The organism is Streptomyces sp. SCUT-3, from assembly GCF_014083985.1.
GTDB lineage: Bacteria > Actinomycetota > Actinomycetes > Streptomycetales > Streptomycetaceae > Streptomyces_H > Streptomyces_H thermolineatus.
On record NZ_CP046907.1, the window covers coordinates 2,905,043 to 2,921,775 of the forward strand.

The window sequence follows — 16,733 nt, forward strand, 5'->3', positions numbered from 1 at the left end:
ACGGGTCCATGACGTGCTGCCGACCGAGAACCGGATGCGGCGGCCGCAGGACTTCGCGACCGCGGTGCGCAGAGGACGCAGGGCCGGTCGGCCGCTCCTCGTGGTGCACCTGAGGACCCCGAGCACGCTCGAGACAGACCCGCACGCTGCGGGGGGAGGCCCTTCCCCCGCTCGTGCGGGTTTCGTCGTGAGCAAGGCTGTCGGCACGGCCGTGGTGCGCAACCTCGTCAAACGACGCCTGCGTCACCTCGTTCGGGAACGTCTGTCCCTTCTGCCCCCCGGTAGCCTGATAGTCGTACGGGCGTTGCCGGAAGCCGCCACCGCGGACCACGACCGGCTCGCCCGGGACCTGGACGCCGCGCTGCGGCGGCTGCTCCCGGGGGACGAGGCAGGAGGGTTGCGGTGAAGTACCCGCTGCTGTGGCTGATCAAGTTGTACCAGTGGACGATCAGTCCGCTGCTGGGGCCGGTCTGCAAGTACTACCCGTCGTGCTCCCACTACGGGTACCGGGCCATCGACGTGCACGGCGCGGTGAAGGGCACGGCACTGACCGCGTGGCGCATCCTGCGCTGCAACCCCTGGTCGCTGGGCGGGGTGGACCATGTTCCGCCGCGCAAGAGGCCGCCGTGGCACGATCGGCTGCGCCGCGCCCTGCGGGGCCGCGGGGACGGGAGCGGTCACCGCACCGAGACCGTCGACACCACTCACGCCCAAGGAGCCTGACCTGTGGATACCATCCTCGGTCCGCTTTATGCCGCCGTCTCGTGGACCATCGTCCTGTTCCACACCCTGTACAGCAAGATCTTCGACCCCGACGGCGGTTGGGCGTGGGGCCTGTCCATCGTCTCGCTGGTGATCGTCATCCGGATCGCCCTGATCCCGCTCTTCGTGAAGCAGATCAAGGCCACCCGGAACATGCAGGTGCTCCAGCCGAAGATGAAGGCGATCCAGGAGCGCTACAAGAACGACAAGCAGCGCCAGTCCGAAGAGATGATGAAGCTGTACCGGGAGACCGGTACCAACCCGCTCTCGAGCTGCCTGCCGATCCTGCTCCAGGCCCCGTTCTTCTTCGCGCTGTACCAGGTCCTCAACCACATCGCGCAGAACCAGACGATCAGCTTCATCAACAAGGCGGAGCTGGCCAGCGCGCAGAAGGCGCACATCATCGGCGCCCCGCTGGCCGCCACCTTCACCGACAGCGCGGAGAAGCTCGCCTCGCTGGACGCCTCGCTGTTCGACGTGCGCGTGGTCACGGTCGTCATGATCGTGATGATGTCGCTGTCGCAGTTCATCACGCAGCGCCAGCTGATGATGAAGAACGTCGACACCACCGTGAAGACGCCGTTCATGCAGCAGCAGAAGATGCTGATGTACGTCTTCCCGATCATGTTCGCCGTCTTCGGCATCAACTTCCCCGTCGGTGTCCTCCTGTACTGGCTGACCACCAACGCGTGGACCATGGGCCAGCAGTTCTACGTCATCCGCCGCAACCCCACTCCCGGCAGCGTCGCCTACCGTGAGCGCCAGGCCCGCCTGAAGGCCAAGGGCAAGCTCAAGGAGGAGCCGGCCGAGGCGGCCAAGGACCAGGCTCCCGCCGTGAAGCGCCAGCAGCCCAAGCGGCAGACGAAGGCCCAGCGCCAGCAGGCGCTGCAGGCCGGCCAGGAGCCGACGGCCGCCGACCCGGAGAAGTCGCCGCGGGCACCCAAGTCCCCGAAGGGTGCGTCGGCCGCGCCGGGCAAGAAGCCGGCCGGCAAGTCCGGGTCCCGACCCACCAAGACCAAGAAGTAGCAAGGAGTCCATCCGTGACGGAAGGCACCATCCCCGCCGCCGAGGGCGCCGTCGAGGCCGAGGACGGCATGACGAGGCTCGAGCAGGAGGGCGAGATCGCCGCCGACTACCTCGAGGGTCTGCTGGACATCGCGGACCTCGACGGCGACATCGACATGGACGTCGAGGGCGACCGCGCCTCGGTGTCGATCGTCGCGGACACCGGCAGCCGGGACCTGCAGAAGCTGGTCGGCCGCGACGGCGAGGTCCTCGAGGCACTCCAGGAGCTCACCCGCCTCGCGGTCCACCGGGAGACCGGCGACCGCACGAGGCTGATGCTGGACATCGCCGGCTTCCGCGCCCGCAGGCGCGAGGAGCTGGCGGAGATCGGGGCCAAGGCGGCCGAGGACGCCAGGGACACCGGCAAGCCGGTGAAGCTGCGGCCGATGACCCCGTTCGAGCGCAAGGTCGTGCACGACGCGGTGGCGGCGGCCGGCCTGCGCAGCGAGTCCGAGGGTGAGGAGCCCCAGCGCCGGGTGGTCGTCCTCCCGGCTTCATGACCGGCAGGGACCACCGAGAGGGACCGTGGTGATGGACGCGGAGAAGGCAGCCCCCGAAGCCGATGAGCGGGAGGGGCTGCCCGAGGCGCCGGAGCAGGCGCGGCAGGTCTTCGGCGAGCGCTTTCCCGACGCCGTCAGATATGCCGAGCTGCTGGCCGACGCAGGGGTGGGCAGAGGACTCATCGGGCCCCGCGAGGTGCCCCGGTTGTGGGAACGGCACCTGCTGAACTGCGCGGTGCTGGGCGAGGTCGTGCCTGCGGACGTCTCGGTGTGCGACGTCGGCTCGGGTGCCGGGCTGCCGGGTATCCCGCTGGCACTGGCGCGGCCGGACCTGCGGATCACCCTGCTGGAGCCGCTGCTGAGGCGCACCGTCTTCCTGGAGGAGGCGGTGAAGCTGCTCGGCCTGGACAACGTCACCGTGGTGCGCGGACGGGCCGAGGAGATGGTCGGCAAGCTGCCCGGGGTGGACGTGGTGACCGCGCGCGCGGTGGCGCCGCTGGACCGCCTGGCCGGCTGGGGGCTTCCGCTGCTGCGCCCGCACGGCCAGATGCTGGCGCTCAAGGGCGACACCGCGGAGGACGAGCTGAGGGCGGCGCAGGGCGCACTGCACAAGCTCGGCGCGGTGGACACCGAGGTCGTCCTGGCCGGCGAGGACATCGTGAACCCGGCGTCGACCGTGGTCCGGGTGCTGGTGGGAGAGAGCCCCGGCGGGGTTCGCGCGGCGACCCGGAGGGCCCGGGCGGCCCGCAGCAACCGCGCGTCCCGAACCGGCGGAGGCGGACGCCGCCGCCGCTGAACCGGACCGTAATCCACAGCGGAGGGCGCCCCGAGCGGGCGCCCTCCGTTTTTGCTCCATACTGGCGGGGCAGGGCGGTGGTCCCGGTGTGTCTGTCCGCCGTCCGTCGGTGGTGCGGCCATCGTGTTTCACGTGAAACGTCGCTCACTGCTGCCAGGAATTCTCAACCGTGGCCGCGCGGCGGCCGCGGCCCGTGCCGAAAGGCCCGTCAAAAAAGCGGATTCCGTTGTCGGGGGGAGGACCTCACTGGTTCCCCGCGCCGAGGACATGGCAGGCTCTGTACAACGTGTGCCTGGAGTCGAGGAGGGTGAACCCTTGCGGTCCGATGCCAATGTCGCGGGACCGATGACCGATCCTGTCCCCGGTCCCCGCAGTGAGGCGGAGACGCCTCCGCCCATGGACGACGCCCCCTTCGGGCAGGCCGCCCGGCTGCCGGGGGACGCCCTGGGACGCACCGGCGGGAGGCTGCCCAGGCCCGACAAGACCCGGGTGGTCATCGTCGCCAACCAGAAGGGCGGGGTGGGCAAGACCACCACCACGGTGAACCTCGCGGCCTCGCTGGCGACGCACGGGAACCGGGTCCTCGTCGTCGACCTCGACCCGCAGGGCAACGCCTCCACCGCGCTGGGGATCGACCACCACGCGGAGGTGCCGTCCATCTACGACGTCCTCATCGACGGCAGGCCGCTGTCCGACGTGGTGCAGCCGGTCTCCGAGGTGGAGGGGCTCTTCTGCGCACCGGCCACCATCGACCTGGCCGGTGCGGAGATCGAACTGGTCTCGATGGTCGCCCGGGAGAGCCGGCTCAGACGGGCCATCGAGGCGTACGAGCAGCCCCTGGACTACATCCTCATCGACTGCCCGCCCTCGCTGGGCCTGCTGACGGTCAACGCCATGGTGGCCGGCGCCGAAGTTCTGATCCCCATCCAGTGCGAGTACTACGCGCTGGAAGGGCTGGGCCAGCTGCTGCGGAACGTGGAGCTGGTCCGGGGCCACCTGAATCCCGGGCTGCACGTCTCGACGATCCTGCTCACCATGTTCGACGCCCGGACACGGCTGGCCTCCCAGGTGGCCGAGGAGGTGCGCAGCCACTTCGGCAAGGAGGTGCTGCGCACCAGCATTCCGCGGTCGGTCCGGATCTCGGAGGCGCCCAGCTACGGGCAGACGGTCCTGACGTACGATCCGGGATCCGCCGGTGCCCTGTCCTACCTTGAGGCGGCGCGGGAGATCGCGCTGCGGGGGGCCGGGGTCGCCGGGTTCGACGGGCAGGACGCCCACACGCACAGTCAGCACAGTACGCCGGAGGGGATGCAGTGAGTGAACGACGCAGGGGGCTCGGCAGGGGGCTCGGTGCTCTGATCCCGGCGGCGCCGTCCGGCCCGGACGGCGCTGTTCCGCCGGTGGGGCAGAACGGCACCCTGTCCCCCGCTGCGGTCCCGGTGCTCGACCCGGAGCGGGGGGTGGCCGCGGCCAAGGTCGCGGGCATCGGGCAGCGGTCCGCACACGAGGCCGGATCCCCCGCGGGCCACCCGGACGACGCCGTTTCACGTGAAACGGCTGCGGCCGGGGTGCAGTCGCCGGCTGGAGCGCACTTCGCCGAGCTGCCGTTGGACTCCATCACCCGCAACCCGCGACAGCCGCGCAAGACCTTCGACGAGGACGCCCTCGCCGAACTGGTCACCTCCATCAAGGAAGTGGGGCTTCTCCAGCCGGTCGTGGTCCGCCAGACTGCTCCGGACCGCTACGAGCTCATCATGGGAGAGCGCCGCTGGCGCGCCACCCGTGAAGCCGGGCTGGACCGCATCCCGGCGATCGTCCGTGTCACCGAGGACGACAAGCTCCTCCTGGACGCGCTCCTGGAGAACCTGCACCGGGCGCAGCTCAACCCGATCGAGGAGGCCTCCGCCTACGACCAGCTCCTCCGGGACTTCTCCTGCACGCACGAGGAGCTGGCCGATCGCATCGGCCGTTCGCGTTCCCAGGTCTCCAACACCCTGCGGCTGCTGAAGCTCCCGCCGTCGGTGCAGCGCCGGGTGGCGGCCGGAGTGCTGTCCGCGGGACACGCCCGGGCACTGCTCGCCGTGAACGAGCCGGACGAGCAGGACCGGCTCGCCCACCGCATCGTGGCCGAGGAGCTGTCGGTGCGGGCGGTCGAGGAGATCGTGAAGCTGATGGGGACGGAGGAGGGCGCCGGGCGCCGCCCCAAGGGCCCCCGGGCGGGCAAGCGGCTGTCGCCGGCCCTGAGCGACCTCGCCACGAGGCTGTCCGACCGCTTCGAGACCCGGGTGAAGGTGGACCTGGGGCAGAAGAAGGGCAAGATCGTCGTCGAGTTCGCCTCGATGGAGGACCTGGACCGGATCCTCGGGGCGCTGGCTCCGGAGGAGAGCGGGGTCCTGGAGCAGAGCCTGCCGGCCGGTGACGCGGGCGGCACACCGGACAGCGACTGACCCGTGCCGCGGAGGCGTTCCGCCGTACGGCGGAACGCCTCCGCAGGGAAGTACCGAAGGAGCGGCGCGTGTCCTGCAGGACACGCGCCGCTCCTTCGGCCGATGCGAGGTGTCGGTGCACGTCGGCGCGGATACGATCCGAACGGGCACGGCGCACGTCCGCGTCACCGTGTTCCCGGTCATCCGGCGTCATGGAATGAGGGTCTGACTCGATGGGCCGCCGACTCGCGCCTCTCACCCTGGACAACCTCCCCGACCTGCCGAAACGCTGCCGGTCCTGCGTCTTCTGGGAACTGGACCCGGTCAGCGGCGAGGCGGCGGTACAGGCGGGCAAGCCAGGGCTGGAGAAGGAGGCATGGATCTCCGCCGTGCTGCTGGAGTGGGGGTCCTGCGGCCGGGTGGTCTACGTGGACGACAACCCGGCCGGGTTCGTCCTCTACGCCCCCCCGGCTTACGTACCGCGCTCCAACGCCTTCCCCACGAGCCCGGTCTCGCCCGATGCCGTCCAGCTGATGACCGCCCGGATCATGCCCGGCTTCCAGGGCCAGGGCCTGGGCAGGGTGATGGTGCAGACGGTGGCCAAGGACCTGGTGCGGCGCGGCTTCAAGGCTGTCGAGGCGTTCGGCGACTCGCACTGGGAGGAGCCGGCCTGCGTGCTTCCGGCCGACCACCTGCTGTCGGTCGGCTTCAAGACGGTCCGCCCCCATCCCCGCTTCCCCAGACTGAGGCTGGAGCTGAGGACCGCGATCTCCTGGAAGGAGGACGTGGAGCTGGCCTTGGACCGCCTCCTCGGCGCTGTCCAGAAGGAGCCCGCACTGCGCCCGCTGTGACGGGCCCCGAAGGGCCGGGACCGCGACAGGCATGAGGCCGCCCCCCGCGGAAGCGGGGAGCGGCCTCACAGGGCCGGGACGGCCTCAGCCGATGAAGTCCGCCAGGGACCGGAGGATCACTGCCTTCGGCTTGGCGCCGACGATGGTCTTGACGACCTCGCCGCCCTGGTAGACGTTCATCGTCGGGATCGACATCACGCCGTACTTGGCGGCGGTCGCCGGGTTCTCGTCGATGTTGAGCTTCACGATGGAGATCTTGTCGCCGTGCTCCTGGGCGATGGCCTCAAGGGCAGGGGCGACCTGGCGGCACGGGCCGCACCATTCGGCCCAGAAGTCGACCAGGACGGGCTTGTCGCTCTTGAGGACCTCGGCCTCGAAGGAAGCATCGGTCACGGACTTGGTGGCACCGGCCACGTCTTCTCCTTGGATCGTGTTGGTGGGGGGAGGGGTGGTCCGGCCCGGGGCCGGACCACCCGGGGAACGGCTGCCCTCAGAGAGCGGCCGCGGTCTTCTCGGGTTCGGCGGTCCTGTCGCTGCCGGGGCCGTCCGCGAGGGCGGCGAGGTGGCGTTCGGCGTCCAGGGCTGCGGAGCAGCCGGTGCCTGCGGCGGTGATGGCCTGGCGGTAGGTGTGGTCGACCACGTCGCCGGCGGCGAAGACGCCGGTGAGGTTGGTGCGGGTGGAGGGGGCGTCGACCTTGAGGTAGCCCTCCTCGTCGAGCTCCAGCTGGCCGGTGAACAGTTCGGTGCGCGGGTCGTGGCCGATGGCGATGAACAGTCCGGTGACGGGCAGCTCGGAGGTGTCACCGGTCTTGGTGTTACGCAGGGTCACACCGGTGAGCTTGGTGTCGCCGTGGATGGCGGCGACCTCGCTGTCCCAGGCGAAGGTGATCTTGGGGTCGGCGAAGGCGCGTTCCTGCATGGCCTTGGAGGCGCGCAGGGTGTCGCGGCGGTGGACGACGGTGACGGACTTGGCGAACCGGGAGAGGAAGGTGGCCTCTTCCAGGGCGGTGTCGCCGCCGCCCACCACGGCGATGTCCTGGTCGCGGAAGAAGAAGCCGTCGCAGGTGGCGCACCAGGAGACGCCGCGCCCGGAGAGGGTGTCCTCGCCCGGCAGGCCGAGCTTGCGGTGCTGGGAGCCGGTGGTGACGATGACGGCCCTGGCGCGGTGGACGGTGCCGGCCGAGTCGGTGACGGTCTTGATCTCGCCGGTCAGGTCGACGGCCACGACGTCGTCGGGGATCAGCTCGGCGCCGAAGCGCTCGGCCTGGGCACGCATGTTCTCCATCAGCTCCGGGCCCATGATGCCGTCGCGGAAGCCGGGGAAGTTCTCCACCTCGGTGGTGTTCATCAGCGCGCCGCCGGCGGTGACGGCGCCCTCGAACACCAGGGGCTTCAGGGAGGCACGGGCGGTGTAGAGCGCGGCGGTGTAACCCGCCGGTCCGGACCCGATGATGATCACGTTGCGGACGTCGCTCACGGGCGTCTTCCTCGTCTCTGCCGACTCTTCGTCATGACCTCGGGGAGGAGCACGATGCCCTCGTCCCGAAGATGCCCCCCGGGAATGTTGTTACCCGGGAAGCCGTCATCTCGCCCAACCGATCCTAGGTGCCCGGCATTCCCGGGTGCCCGGGGGCGGGCGGAACGGGCGCGTGACGGGTCGGCCGCGGGGCGGGTCAGCCGCGGGGCAGGGCGCGGTGGAGGAGGAGCTCGCACGAGGCGCTGTCGACCAGGTACGCGTCCACCTGTCCGGGGTCCGACTCGTCGGCCATGACGACCAGGACCGAGGGCGCGTCCTCGTAGCGGCCGCTCTCGACGGCCAGCGGCGTGTCCGCGGGGCGCCCGGTCCCCCGCAGCGCACAGGCGTCGGCCGTGGCACCGGGGGACGGCGCCGCCTTCGTGGCGGGACCCTCCGAGTTGCGCATCGGTGCGTTCTCGCCGCCCTGGAGGCCGAAACCGTGCTGGGTGGTTCCGGGGAGGAGCGCGTCGACGCTCGCCGGGAGGTTCTCCCGGGTGAAGACCTTCTCCTTGAGGTCCCCGTCGTGCACGGCGCTCGCGGAGCTCTTGGCATTCCCGTCGGCGGAGAACAGGCCCGGGACCTGGAGGAACCAGCCGCCGAAGCCGATCAGGGCGGCCGCGCAGGCCGTGGTCAGCACGACCCTGCTCCAGCGGCGACGCGGCCGCGTCCGGCCGGGGCCGCCCGCCCCGGCCGGACGCCCGTCGGGGCGGGGCGCAGGGCGGCTCGTGGAGCCCCTTCCGGGACGGTCGCCTACAGGACCGGCCGACGGGCGTCGTGTTTCACGTGAAACACGGGACCCGGGCCTGAGCTGTCCGCTCGCCCCCTTCCCTCCCTTCTCCCCGTCCTCCGCGGCATGCGTCCGGGGCGCGGGAGAGGAGGTGTGCGAGGTGGCGGCCGGATCCCAGGTGTCCCACGCCTCGTCGCCGGCCAGGAGGGCGAGGAGCGCGGGATCGGCGTCCTCGGCACCGGGCACGTCACCCGGTTCGCCCTGCCGCTCCGGGGACGTCGCGTCCAGCAGGGCCTCGGCGGCGAGTGCGGCGTCGATGCGGCCGGCCACGTCGTCCGGCATGCGGGACGGACCGGGAAGGGTGCCGAGCAGCGAGCGGATCTCCTCCAGGGAGTCCCGCACCTCGGCGCACAGGGGGCAGAGGGCCAGATGCGCGCGGACGTCCGCGGACCGCTCCAGTGGCAGGGCGCCCTCGGCGAGCGCGGAGATCTCGGTGACCTCGGGGTGCTCCCCCGTCGCGGATGTCACAGCCCTCCACCTCCGTCCTTGCGCGCCGGTGTCCCTGGGACGGATGCGCTCTCCGTCCGGTTCCCTCCCCCTCCGGCACCCCGGTTACCCCTGGTGTCGCTCCGGAGGTGGACAAGGAGCGGAAGGAGTTTGGCCCGACCCCGCGCGCAACGGCTCTTCACCGTACCCGTGGGCACGTCCAGTATCCGGGCAGCCTCGGCCACCGGGTAGCCCTGCATGTCCACCAGCACCAGAGCGGCGCGCTGCTCGGGCGGCAGCGTGCCGAGGGCGCGGACGAGCTCGCGGTGCAGCTCGCCGCGCTCCGCCGGAGCGGCTGCGGACTCGTGGGGCTCGAGGAGGGACTCGAACCGCTCGGCGTCGGAGACCGGGTCGCTGCGCCGGGAGGCTGCCTTGCGGGCCCGGTCGAGGCAGGCGTTGACGACGATCCGGTGCAGCCAGGTGGTGACGGCGGAACGCCCCTGGAAGGTGCGGGCCGCGCGGAACGCGGAGACCAGCGCGTCCTGGACGGCGTCGGCGGCCTCCTCGGGGTCGCCCAGGGTCCGCAGGGCGACCGCCCACAGGCGGTCGCGGTGGCGGCGGGCCAGCTCGCCGAAGGCGTCACCGTCGCCGGCGACGTGCAGCACGAGAAGATCCGCGTCCGCGGTCCCGTCGTACGGGTTGCGCTGCTCGACCACGTTCCCCCTCCCCTGGCTCCCCCGCGTGGTTTCCCCCGCGTGCGGTCCGCTACTCGCCCTCGCCCCGAACCGTGATCTCCGAGATCCCGCCCCGGTACTGGCCCGTGGTCTCCGGAGCGAGCGCGCTGATGCGGACGAGGACGTAGCGGGTCTCCACCGGCTCGGCGGCGGACACCTTGAGCTCCTTGCCCACCGACTGCTCCTGCGAGATCCGCTCGGGGAAGTCGGCGAGGGCGGTGGGGGCGGAGGCGTCGGGGGCGGCGGCCAGGACCTCCACCGTCTGCCCGGGCAGGTACATCTTCGCCTCGACGTCCGTGACCTTCCGGACACTGCCGAGGTCGACCACGATGCCGCTGCCGTTGCCGCGGTCCGGCAGGTTGCCGAAGTTCGCGAACCCCTTGAAGTGCAGGGTTATCCAGGAGGAGGAGTCGTCCCCGTCCACGGCCTTGGGCGCGTCGGCAGGCTTCATCGCCCCCTTGAGCGGCGAGAACTCGGTCGCCGACGTGATGTCGAGGGGCACCGAGGGCTTGGGACTGTTCCCCCCGGTGGCCCCGGAGGAGGTCTCCGTCGAGTCCTGGCTGCTCTTCCGCCCGTTCATCAGGGTGTCGGCCAGCTGCCAGCTGCCCAGGCCCAGGGCCGCGATCAGCAGGGCGGAGACACCCCACTTGAGGACCTTGCCCGTGCGCCCGGGGAGGGCCGGCGGCGGCGGTGGGACCGGAGCCGGCCGCGGGGCGGCGTTGTGCGGACCGCGGGCGGGAGGCTGCCGGTAGCCGCTGCCCCGGTACGGGTTCACCTCCGGCTCCGGAGGCCGGATCTTCGGCAGGGCGGCCACCGCCTTGGCCAGCTCCTCCGGAGTGGTGCACGGCTCCTCGTGGCGTGACGAGGCGGAACCGTCGTGCACCAGGGCGCGCATGGCCAGCTCGGACAGACCGCGGTGGACACCGGCGCGCACCTGGTCCGGGGCGACCATCCCTATGTCCGCGGGCAGACCGGAGAGGCCGTGGGCGTCGTCCGGGTACGGCCAGCGCTGGGTGAGGGCGGCGTAGAGCAGGGCGCCGATCGCCTCGGTGTCGTCGCGCTGCGGGGTGTCGGACTGCTTGCCCAGCAGCGCGGCGGAGACGGCCAGGCCGCGGACGCGGTACTGGCCGGACTCGGTGCGCAGCACGGTGCCCGGGTGGAGGCACAGGTGGGACAGGCCCTCCCGGTGCGCGGCGGCCATCGCCTGGGAGAGCTGGGAGACGAGGCGGTGGGCGTCGTAGGGCTCCATCGGCCCGGCAGCCAGGACCGCGGTCAGATCGACGGCGTCCGGAAGCCACTCGTGGACGACCCAGACGAGATCCTTCTCCTCGACCGCGTCGAGGACCTGCACGAAGCGGGGGTCGCCCAGCAGGGCCGCGGAGCGGGCCGCGGCGAGCACGCTGCGGGCCCGGGGGTGCTCGGCGGGCAGGACGTGCACGCCGACGGCACGCCGCAGCTTCTCGTCGACGGCGCGCCAGCTGCTGAAGCCCTGCGTCCGGGTCAGGCACTCCTCGAGGCGGTACCGGCGGGCGAGCTTGTGCCCGCTGTGGAGGTCCGGGGTGGCGGGCAGGACGCCGCTGTCGGCGTCGTAGATGACGACGGAGGGCTCCGCCACGGTGTCCGCGGAGGGGCCGCTCCCGGCGTCCGCGGCGGACGGGGCGGACGGGGCGGACGGGGCGTTCTCCACCGTCTCCGCGTCCGCGTCCGCAGGCACTCGGGCGCCGGGGGTGCCGGAGGTGCCGGAGGCGTCGGGGGACGTGCCGCCGGTCCCCGTGGCCGTCTCCCCGGGACCTTCCGCTCCTGCGCCGCCCGCCTCCGCGTCGGCCTGTGCGCCGCCGGGCTTCCGTGCTGTCACCCCGTCGGCCGTGGCACCGTCCGCATGCGCGGCGAGCGGCGACCGGCCGCTCTCCTTGGCCACGTCGACGGCAGCCGTGCTCCGATCCGCCACCGTCGCTCCTGCCTCCCCATCCCTGTGTGTGCTGCTCGTCTGCTGCTCGTCTGCTGCTGTGGAACAAGCCGAGGACAATTGTGCCCAGTGCCCGGCGCTCTGCACGACCCGCGGGGGAGCCGCTCGGTTGCCCTGCGTGCCCGGTCCCGTCCGCCGCACGCGCCGCGCGTCAGCGTCCCAGACGCCCGCGGACCATGCCGACCATGCCGTTGACCTCCTCGATCCGCATCCTGCGGGCCAGGACCACGAAGGTGCCGAGCAGGAGGGCCCCGCCCACCAGGACGCTCACCAGGGACCCCAGGAAGTCCTCACCCAGGACCCGGTTGATGCCGTATCCCGCCGCGCCGGCGAGCAGGGCGGCCGGCAGGGCCGCCCCGCACAGCCGCGTGTAGGTGCGCACGATGCGCGGGCCGTCCATGTCCCCGCCCAGCCGCTTGCCCAGCCGTTTGACCGCCACACCGACACCGACCGCGTAGGCCAGGCCGTAGGCGCCCGCCATGCCGACCACGGCCCAGCGGGCGGGCAGGAGGAAGTAGCAGGCCGCGGAAGCGGCGGCGTTCACCGCGGCCACGATCACCGTGTTGTAGAAGGGGGTGCGGGTGTCCTCGTAGGCGTAGAAACCGCGCAGCACCACGTACTGGATCGAGTAGGGGATCAGTCCGAGGCCGAAGGCCATCAGCATGTGGCCGATGGAACGGCTCGCCTGGACGTCCGTGCCGCCGCCGTAGATCAGGCTGGTGATCTGCGGGCCGAGGGCGAGGAAGGCGAAGGCCGCGGGGACTATGGCCACACCGGAGGTGCGCAGCCCGTAGGAGAGGTCGTCGCGCACCGCGCCGGGGTCGCCGTCGTTGGCGGCGCGGGAGATCCGCGGCAGGACCGCGGTCATCACCGAGACGGTGATGACCGCCTGGGGGAGCTGCCAGATCAGCAGGGCGTTGTTGTAGGCGGCGAAACCGGTGCCCTGGAAGCCCTGGTCGGTGGCCGCGGCGCCCGCGGCCGTGGCCAGCTGGGTGACGACGATCAGACCGGCCTGGTTGGCCAGGACGAACAGGAAGGTCCACTTGGCCAGGGAGACTGACTTGCCCAGGCCCCGTCCGCGCCAGTCGAAGCGGGGGCGGAAGCGGAAACCCGAGGCCCGCAGGTACGGCAGCATCGCCAGTGCCTGGACGACCAGCCCGAGCATGGTGCCGACGCCCAGCAGCCGCAGGCCCTCGTCCGGGATGGTGGTGACGCCCATGTCCGTCTCGGAGTGGGTTCCGTAGACGAAGATGAACATGCCGAAGGTGGCGATGATGACGATGTTGTTCAGGACCGGGGTCCACATCATCGCGCCGAAGCGGCCGCGGGCGTTGAGGATCTGGCCCATGACGACGTGCAGGCCCATGAAGAAGATCACGGGCAGGCAGTAGCGGGCGAGGGCGACCGTCACCCTCAGCGTGTCCGGCTTGGAGGCGAACTCGGGCGACATGACCGCGACCAGCAGCGGAGCGCCCACCACGGCGGCGACGGTGAGCGCCCCGAGCAGCACCATCACCAGGGTGAGCAGGCTGTTGGCGAAGCCCTCGCCGCCGTCGTCGTCCTCCTTCATCGACCGCACCAGCTGCGGTACGAAGACGGAGTTGAGCGCGCCGCCGGCCACCAGGATGTAGAGCATGGTGGGCAGGTTGTAGGCCACCGCGTAGGAGTCGCCGAGGATGCTCACGCCGATCGCCGCGGTGATGACCACGGTGCGGACGAAGCCGGTGATGCGGGAGACCAGGGAGCCGGCGGCCATCAGCGCGCTCGACTTCAGGATCCCGCCGGCCCGTCCGCCGCTCTTCTCCGGAGCGGCTGCGGCCGCGGCTGCGGGCGCAGCCGCTGCCGTTGCCGCGGGGGCGGCGGTGGGGGCTGCGCCGGGGGCGGGCTCCGGGGAGGAGTGCCCGCCCGCGGACTGCCGGCCGGCCGGACCGGCCGGGCCGGCCGGCGCGACGGGTTCGGGCTCGGGCTGGAGCCCGCGCGCGGTGTCGTCCGGCGGGAGCGGAGTGTCCAGCACCTCGGGGTAGTCGGGCACGGGCGGGGGCTGCTCGGCCCCGGCGCGCCTGTCGCGGTACAGGTGGGCGAACGGGTCGCCGTGCCCGCTCCCGGAGGGGGCGGGACCGAGGGGATCGGTGTCCGTCCAGGCGCCGCCCTGCTCCTGCTGCCGGAACGGGTCGCTGCCGTAGGTGCCCTGCAGGTAGGGATCGGCCTCGGGCCGCTGTCCGGGAGAGGGCGGGGGCGGCGGGACGTGTCCCGGCCCCGGCACCCCCGGGCCGTTGTCGCGGTCGTACGGCGCGCTCATCCTCTGCCCCACCTCGTGAAAGTCCGCAGCGTCGAAGCCCTGACCTTACTTACCGCCCCACCTTCTCACCCTCGGAGGGCGCCCCGGGACCGCCCGGGTCGGTGTCAGGGCCGGTCTCACCCGGCTGCCCGCCGTCCTGTCCGCCGTCCTGTCCGCCGTGCTGCTCGTCCTCCTGTCCGCCGTCCGATCCGTCCTCCGGCCCGCCGCGCTGCTCGGCCGCCTCCCGGGCGGCACGCTTGCGCTGGGTGTACATCCGGATGCCGGCGAGGACCAGCAGCAGCAGGCCGCCCGCGATCACCAGCAGGACGACGTCGGTGACCGAGGTGACGTTGACCTGGAAGTGCACCGGGGCGCCGTACGGCACGCCCTCGTCGGTGTAGAGCCGGGCGGTGACCCACGCCCTGCCGTTGGCGTTGGCCTCGGTGGTGAACTTCAGCGAGCGGGTGTGGCCCCCCTCGACGACCACCTCCTGCGGCGCCCCCGGGTCGAGGCGGTTGGGCTGGCTGGAGGTCAGCCGCAGCTCCAGGCCCTCCACCTTCTGAGCGAGGTTGTTCTCGACCGTGACCGGGATCGTGGCGCTGCGGCCGGAGAGGGTCACCGTGCTCTTGTCCAGCAGGTGCACGGCGCCCACGAGGCTGTCCAGGTAGGTGTCGATGTCCTCGCGGTAGGGGGCGGCCCCGTCGGGCTCGGTGCGCCAGGAGTTGGACGTGGCGCGCATCAGCGCGGTCCCGAAGGGGGTGGTCACCCGGTCCTTCTGGGAAAGGATCACGACGAAGCCGTCGAGCTTGTCCTGGGTGCTCTGGATCTCCCGGAACGCGTCGGTGCCCAGCTCCTGCTTGCTCAGGGAACCGGGGTAGGAGCCGCGGCCGGGGACGGCGCGGCCGGCGTCGGGGTCCGGGGCGGCCTTCGTGGCGGTGTCGAAGTCCACCGCGGTGATCCACCCGCCCTCCTCGGCGGCGGTCAGCGCCTCGGCCATGGCGCGTGCCTGGCTGGCGGTGGGCCGGCGCTGGGGGGCGACGAGGACGCTGCGCTGCTTGTCCGGGGACTGCTGGCCGATCATCAGGGTCTGTGCGAGGAACTGCTGCCCGGCGAGGGTGGCCCTGCCGGCGTCCGTCATGTCGCCGGTGAACGCCGTGGACAGCTCCGCGTCCGCGTTGAGGGCGGTGATTCCGGCGCCGACCGGCCGGGCGGCGTTCGGGGTGTGGCTGAGGCTGCGGGGCTCACGCAGGCTGTCGCTGCGGGTGATGACCTTGTCGGCGCCCGCGGCACCGGCAACCGAGACGACCGAGGAGTCGACGGCGCCCTCGACGGGCCAGGCGACGTCGGTGCGCGGTTCCACCAGCAGGATCGTGTCGACGGTGTAGGAGGCCAGCTCGGTGGCCGACTTCAGCTGGCCGAGGGTGCCGGGGACCTCCTTGCCGCGGTGGGCGATGGAGGCGAGATCGGGATCGGCGTACGGCAGGGCGATCACCTCGTCGCCGGCCACCGCCTTCCGGAAGCCGTCCAGCCACTCCTTGGCGGCCTCGGTGCCCCGTCCCCTGGTGGTCCTGTCCGTGTCACCGTCCTCGCCGGCCACCTCGTAGGGCCTGGTCATCGCCTCGACGGTGGCCAGCAGGTCGGGGTCGACCACCCAGGTGACGGGCAGGTCCCGGCCGATCTCGACGAGCTGCCGGAGCCGCCCGCCGGGGGCGATGTCGTCCGCCAGCGCGTCGTTGCGGAAGACCGGGGTGCGCTGCTCGTCGGGGCTGCTGACGGCCGCCACGTGGGAGGCGTCGACGACCGGCCACAGCATGGTGACGCGGGTGGGCTCGGCCTTGCCGCCGTCGTACCAGGGCAGGAAGGTCCGCTCGATGCCGAGGGTGTGGTCGTACCGGGCCTCCTCGGTCCGGCCGGTCAGGGAGACACCGAGCTGGTAGACGCCGTCGCGGCGGAGTCCGAGCGCCTTGACGGGCACGTCCAGGCTGAAGGGGACGGTGATCCCGGCAGGGATGTCGGGGAGGGCGTCCCGGTGCTTGGCGATCTCGGCGCCGTCCGAGGGGGCCAGGCCGCCGCGCCCGGCCGCCGCGGTGATCGCACTGCGGTTGGACAGCGGCCCGCCGTCACCGACCCGGACGCCGACGTGCGCGTCGGTGACGGCCGACCGGCCGGTGTTCCGCACGGTGCCGTCGATGGTGATCGTGTCCCCCTTCACGGGGACCGACGGGCTCAGCGAGTCGATCGACACCTCGACCGTCCTCGACCCGGTCGCCGCCGGGGAGGCCGGGGAGGCCGGCGCGGACGCCGCCTGCGCCCGGTCTCCGGGCAGGGCATTCACCGGTACCAGCAGCATGAGTGCTCCGGTGGCCAGCGCCACCGCCCGGCGCAGCCGGGACCGGCCATGCGTCGTACCGGAATCCTCAGCCGCCACGCCCACGCCTTCGCCGTCCTCGGGTCTCGTCGGATATGCGTCCTGGCATGGTAACGATGGCGCCCGAGGGCTGGTGCCTCGGAAGGCGCCGCATGATCGTTGCGATGTCGTCACAGCTTCCGGGGCGGCCCTGCGGTGCGGGGCCGTGTGCGGTCGGGCGCCGCCGGTGCCACGTACCCTTTCCTGTTGTGCCGAACG

The 16,733-nt window shown here is 72.2% G+C and carries 15 protein-coding genes; 8 read left to right on the forward strand and 7 right to left on the reverse strand.

Annotated features, from left to right (window positions below; translation table 11 throughout):
* Window positions 1-13 precede the first annotated feature (13 nt).
* From rnpA to GQS52_RS12780, 8 genes are all read left to right on the forward strand, one after another.
* Entirely contained in the window at window positions 14-406 is a 393-nt protein-coding gene (rnpA, locus tag GQS52_RS12745; protein WP_182313573.1) for a ribonuclease P protein component, read from the forward strand.
* Window positions 403-723 carry a membrane protein insertion efficiency factor YidD gene (yidD, locus tag GQS52_RS12750; RefSeq protein ID WP_182313574.1) on the forward strand — a complete coding sequence of 107 codons (321 nt, stop codon included), beginning with the start codon at window positions 403-405 and terminating at the stop codon, window positions 721-723. The genes rnpA and yidD overlap by 4 nt, the downstream gene beginning before the upstream one ends.
* 3 nt (window positions 724-726) lie before the next feature.
* On the forward strand, window positions 727-1,788 hold the full coding sequence (gene yidC, locus GQS52_RS12755) for a membrane protein insertase YidC (RefSeq protein ID WP_182313575.1): 1,062 nt from the start codon (window positions 727-729) through the stop codon (window positions 1,786-1,788).
* Window positions 1,789-1,802: 14 nt separating this feature from the next.
* Window positions 1,803-2,327, forward strand: a complete 525-nt coding sequence (locus GQS52_RS12760; protein WP_182313576.1) for a R3H domain-containing nucleic acid-binding protein — start codon at window positions 1,803-1,805, stop codon at window positions 2,325-2,327.
* 31 nt (window positions 2,328-2,358) lie between these two features.
* Window positions 2,359-3,123, forward strand: a complete 765-nt coding sequence (gene rsmG, locus GQS52_RS12765) for a 16S rRNA (guanine(527)-N(7))-methyltransferase RsmG (protein ID WP_182313577.1) — start codon at window positions 2,359-2,361, stop codon at window positions 3,121-3,123.
* A 267-nt stretch (window positions 3,124-3,390) separates the two neighbouring features.
* Complete coding sequence (locus tag GQS52_RS12770) at window positions 3,391-4,440, forward strand: ParA family protein (RefSeq protein ID WP_275946472.1); 1,050 nt, start codon at window positions 3,391-3,393, stop codon at window positions 4,438-4,440.
* A complete protein-coding gene (locus tag GQS52_RS12775) occupies window positions 4,437-5,570 on the forward strand; it encodes a ParB/RepB/Spo0J family partition protein (RefSeq protein WP_182313579.1) in 1,134 nt (377 codons plus the stop codon). Before GQS52_RS12770 ends, GQS52_RS12775 begins: the two co-directional genes overlap by 4 nt.
* Window positions 5,571-5,782: 212 nt before the next feature.
* A complete protein-coding gene (locus tag GQS52_RS12780; protein WP_182313580.1) occupies window positions 5,783-6,400 on the forward strand; it encodes a GNAT family N-acetyltransferase in 618 nt (205 codons plus the stop codon).
* An 84-nt stretch (window positions 6,401-6,484) separates the two neighbouring features.
* Here GQS52_RS12780 and trxA read toward each other — a convergent pair whose 3' ends face one another.
* The 7 genes from trxA to GQS52_RS12815 all read right to left on the reverse strand — a co-directional run bounded on the left by trxA (window position 6,485) and on the right by GQS52_RS12815 (window position 16,535).
* Window positions 6,485-6,814, reverse strand: coding sequence for a thioredoxin (gene trxA / locus GQS52_RS12785; protein ID WP_182313581.1), 330 nt, complete (start codon window positions 6,812-6,814; stop codon window positions 6,485-6,487).
* Between the two features lie 76 nt (window positions 6,815-6,890).
* Complete coding sequence (gene trxB / locus GQS52_RS12790; protein WP_182313582.1) at window positions 6,891-7,877, reverse strand: thioredoxin-disulfide reductase; 987 nt, start codon at window positions 7,875-7,877, stop codon at window positions 6,891-6,893.
* 196 nt (window positions 7,878-8,073) lie between these two features.
* On the reverse strand, window positions 8,074-9,171 hold the full coding sequence (locus GQS52_RS27775; protein WP_259370751.1) for a hypothetical protein: 1,098 nt from the start codon (window positions 9,169-9,171) through the stop codon (window positions 8,074-8,076).
* Window positions 9,168-9,845 carry an RNA polymerase sigma factor SigM gene (gene sigM, locus GQS52_RS12800; RefSeq protein ID WP_182313583.1) on the reverse strand — a complete coding sequence of 226 codons (678 nt, stop codon included), beginning with the start codon at window positions 9,843-9,845 and terminating at the stop codon, window positions 9,168-9,170. Before sigM ends, GQS52_RS27775 begins: the two co-directional genes overlap by 4 nt.
* A 49-nt stretch (window positions 9,846-9,894) precedes the next feature.
* Window positions 9,895-11,811: a protein kinase family protein gene (locus GQS52_RS12805; protein WP_182313584.1), complete on the reverse strand. Its 1,917-nt coding sequence runs from the start codon at window positions 11,809-11,811 to the stop codon at window positions 9,895-9,897.
* Window positions 11,812-11,980: 169 nt separating this feature from the next.
* On the reverse strand, window positions 11,981-14,128 hold the full coding sequence (murJ, locus tag GQS52_RS12810; RefSeq protein ID WP_182313585.1) for a murein biosynthesis integral membrane protein MurJ: 2,148 nt from the start codon (window positions 14,126-14,128) through the stop codon (window positions 11,981-11,983).
* 49 nt (window positions 14,129-14,177) lie between these two features.
* Window positions 14,178-16,535, reverse strand: a complete 2,358-nt coding sequence (locus GQS52_RS12815; protein ID WP_182313586.1) for a DUF6049 family protein — start codon at window positions 16,533-16,535, stop codon at window positions 14,178-14,180.
* Window positions 16,536-16,733: the final 198 nt, after the last annotated feature.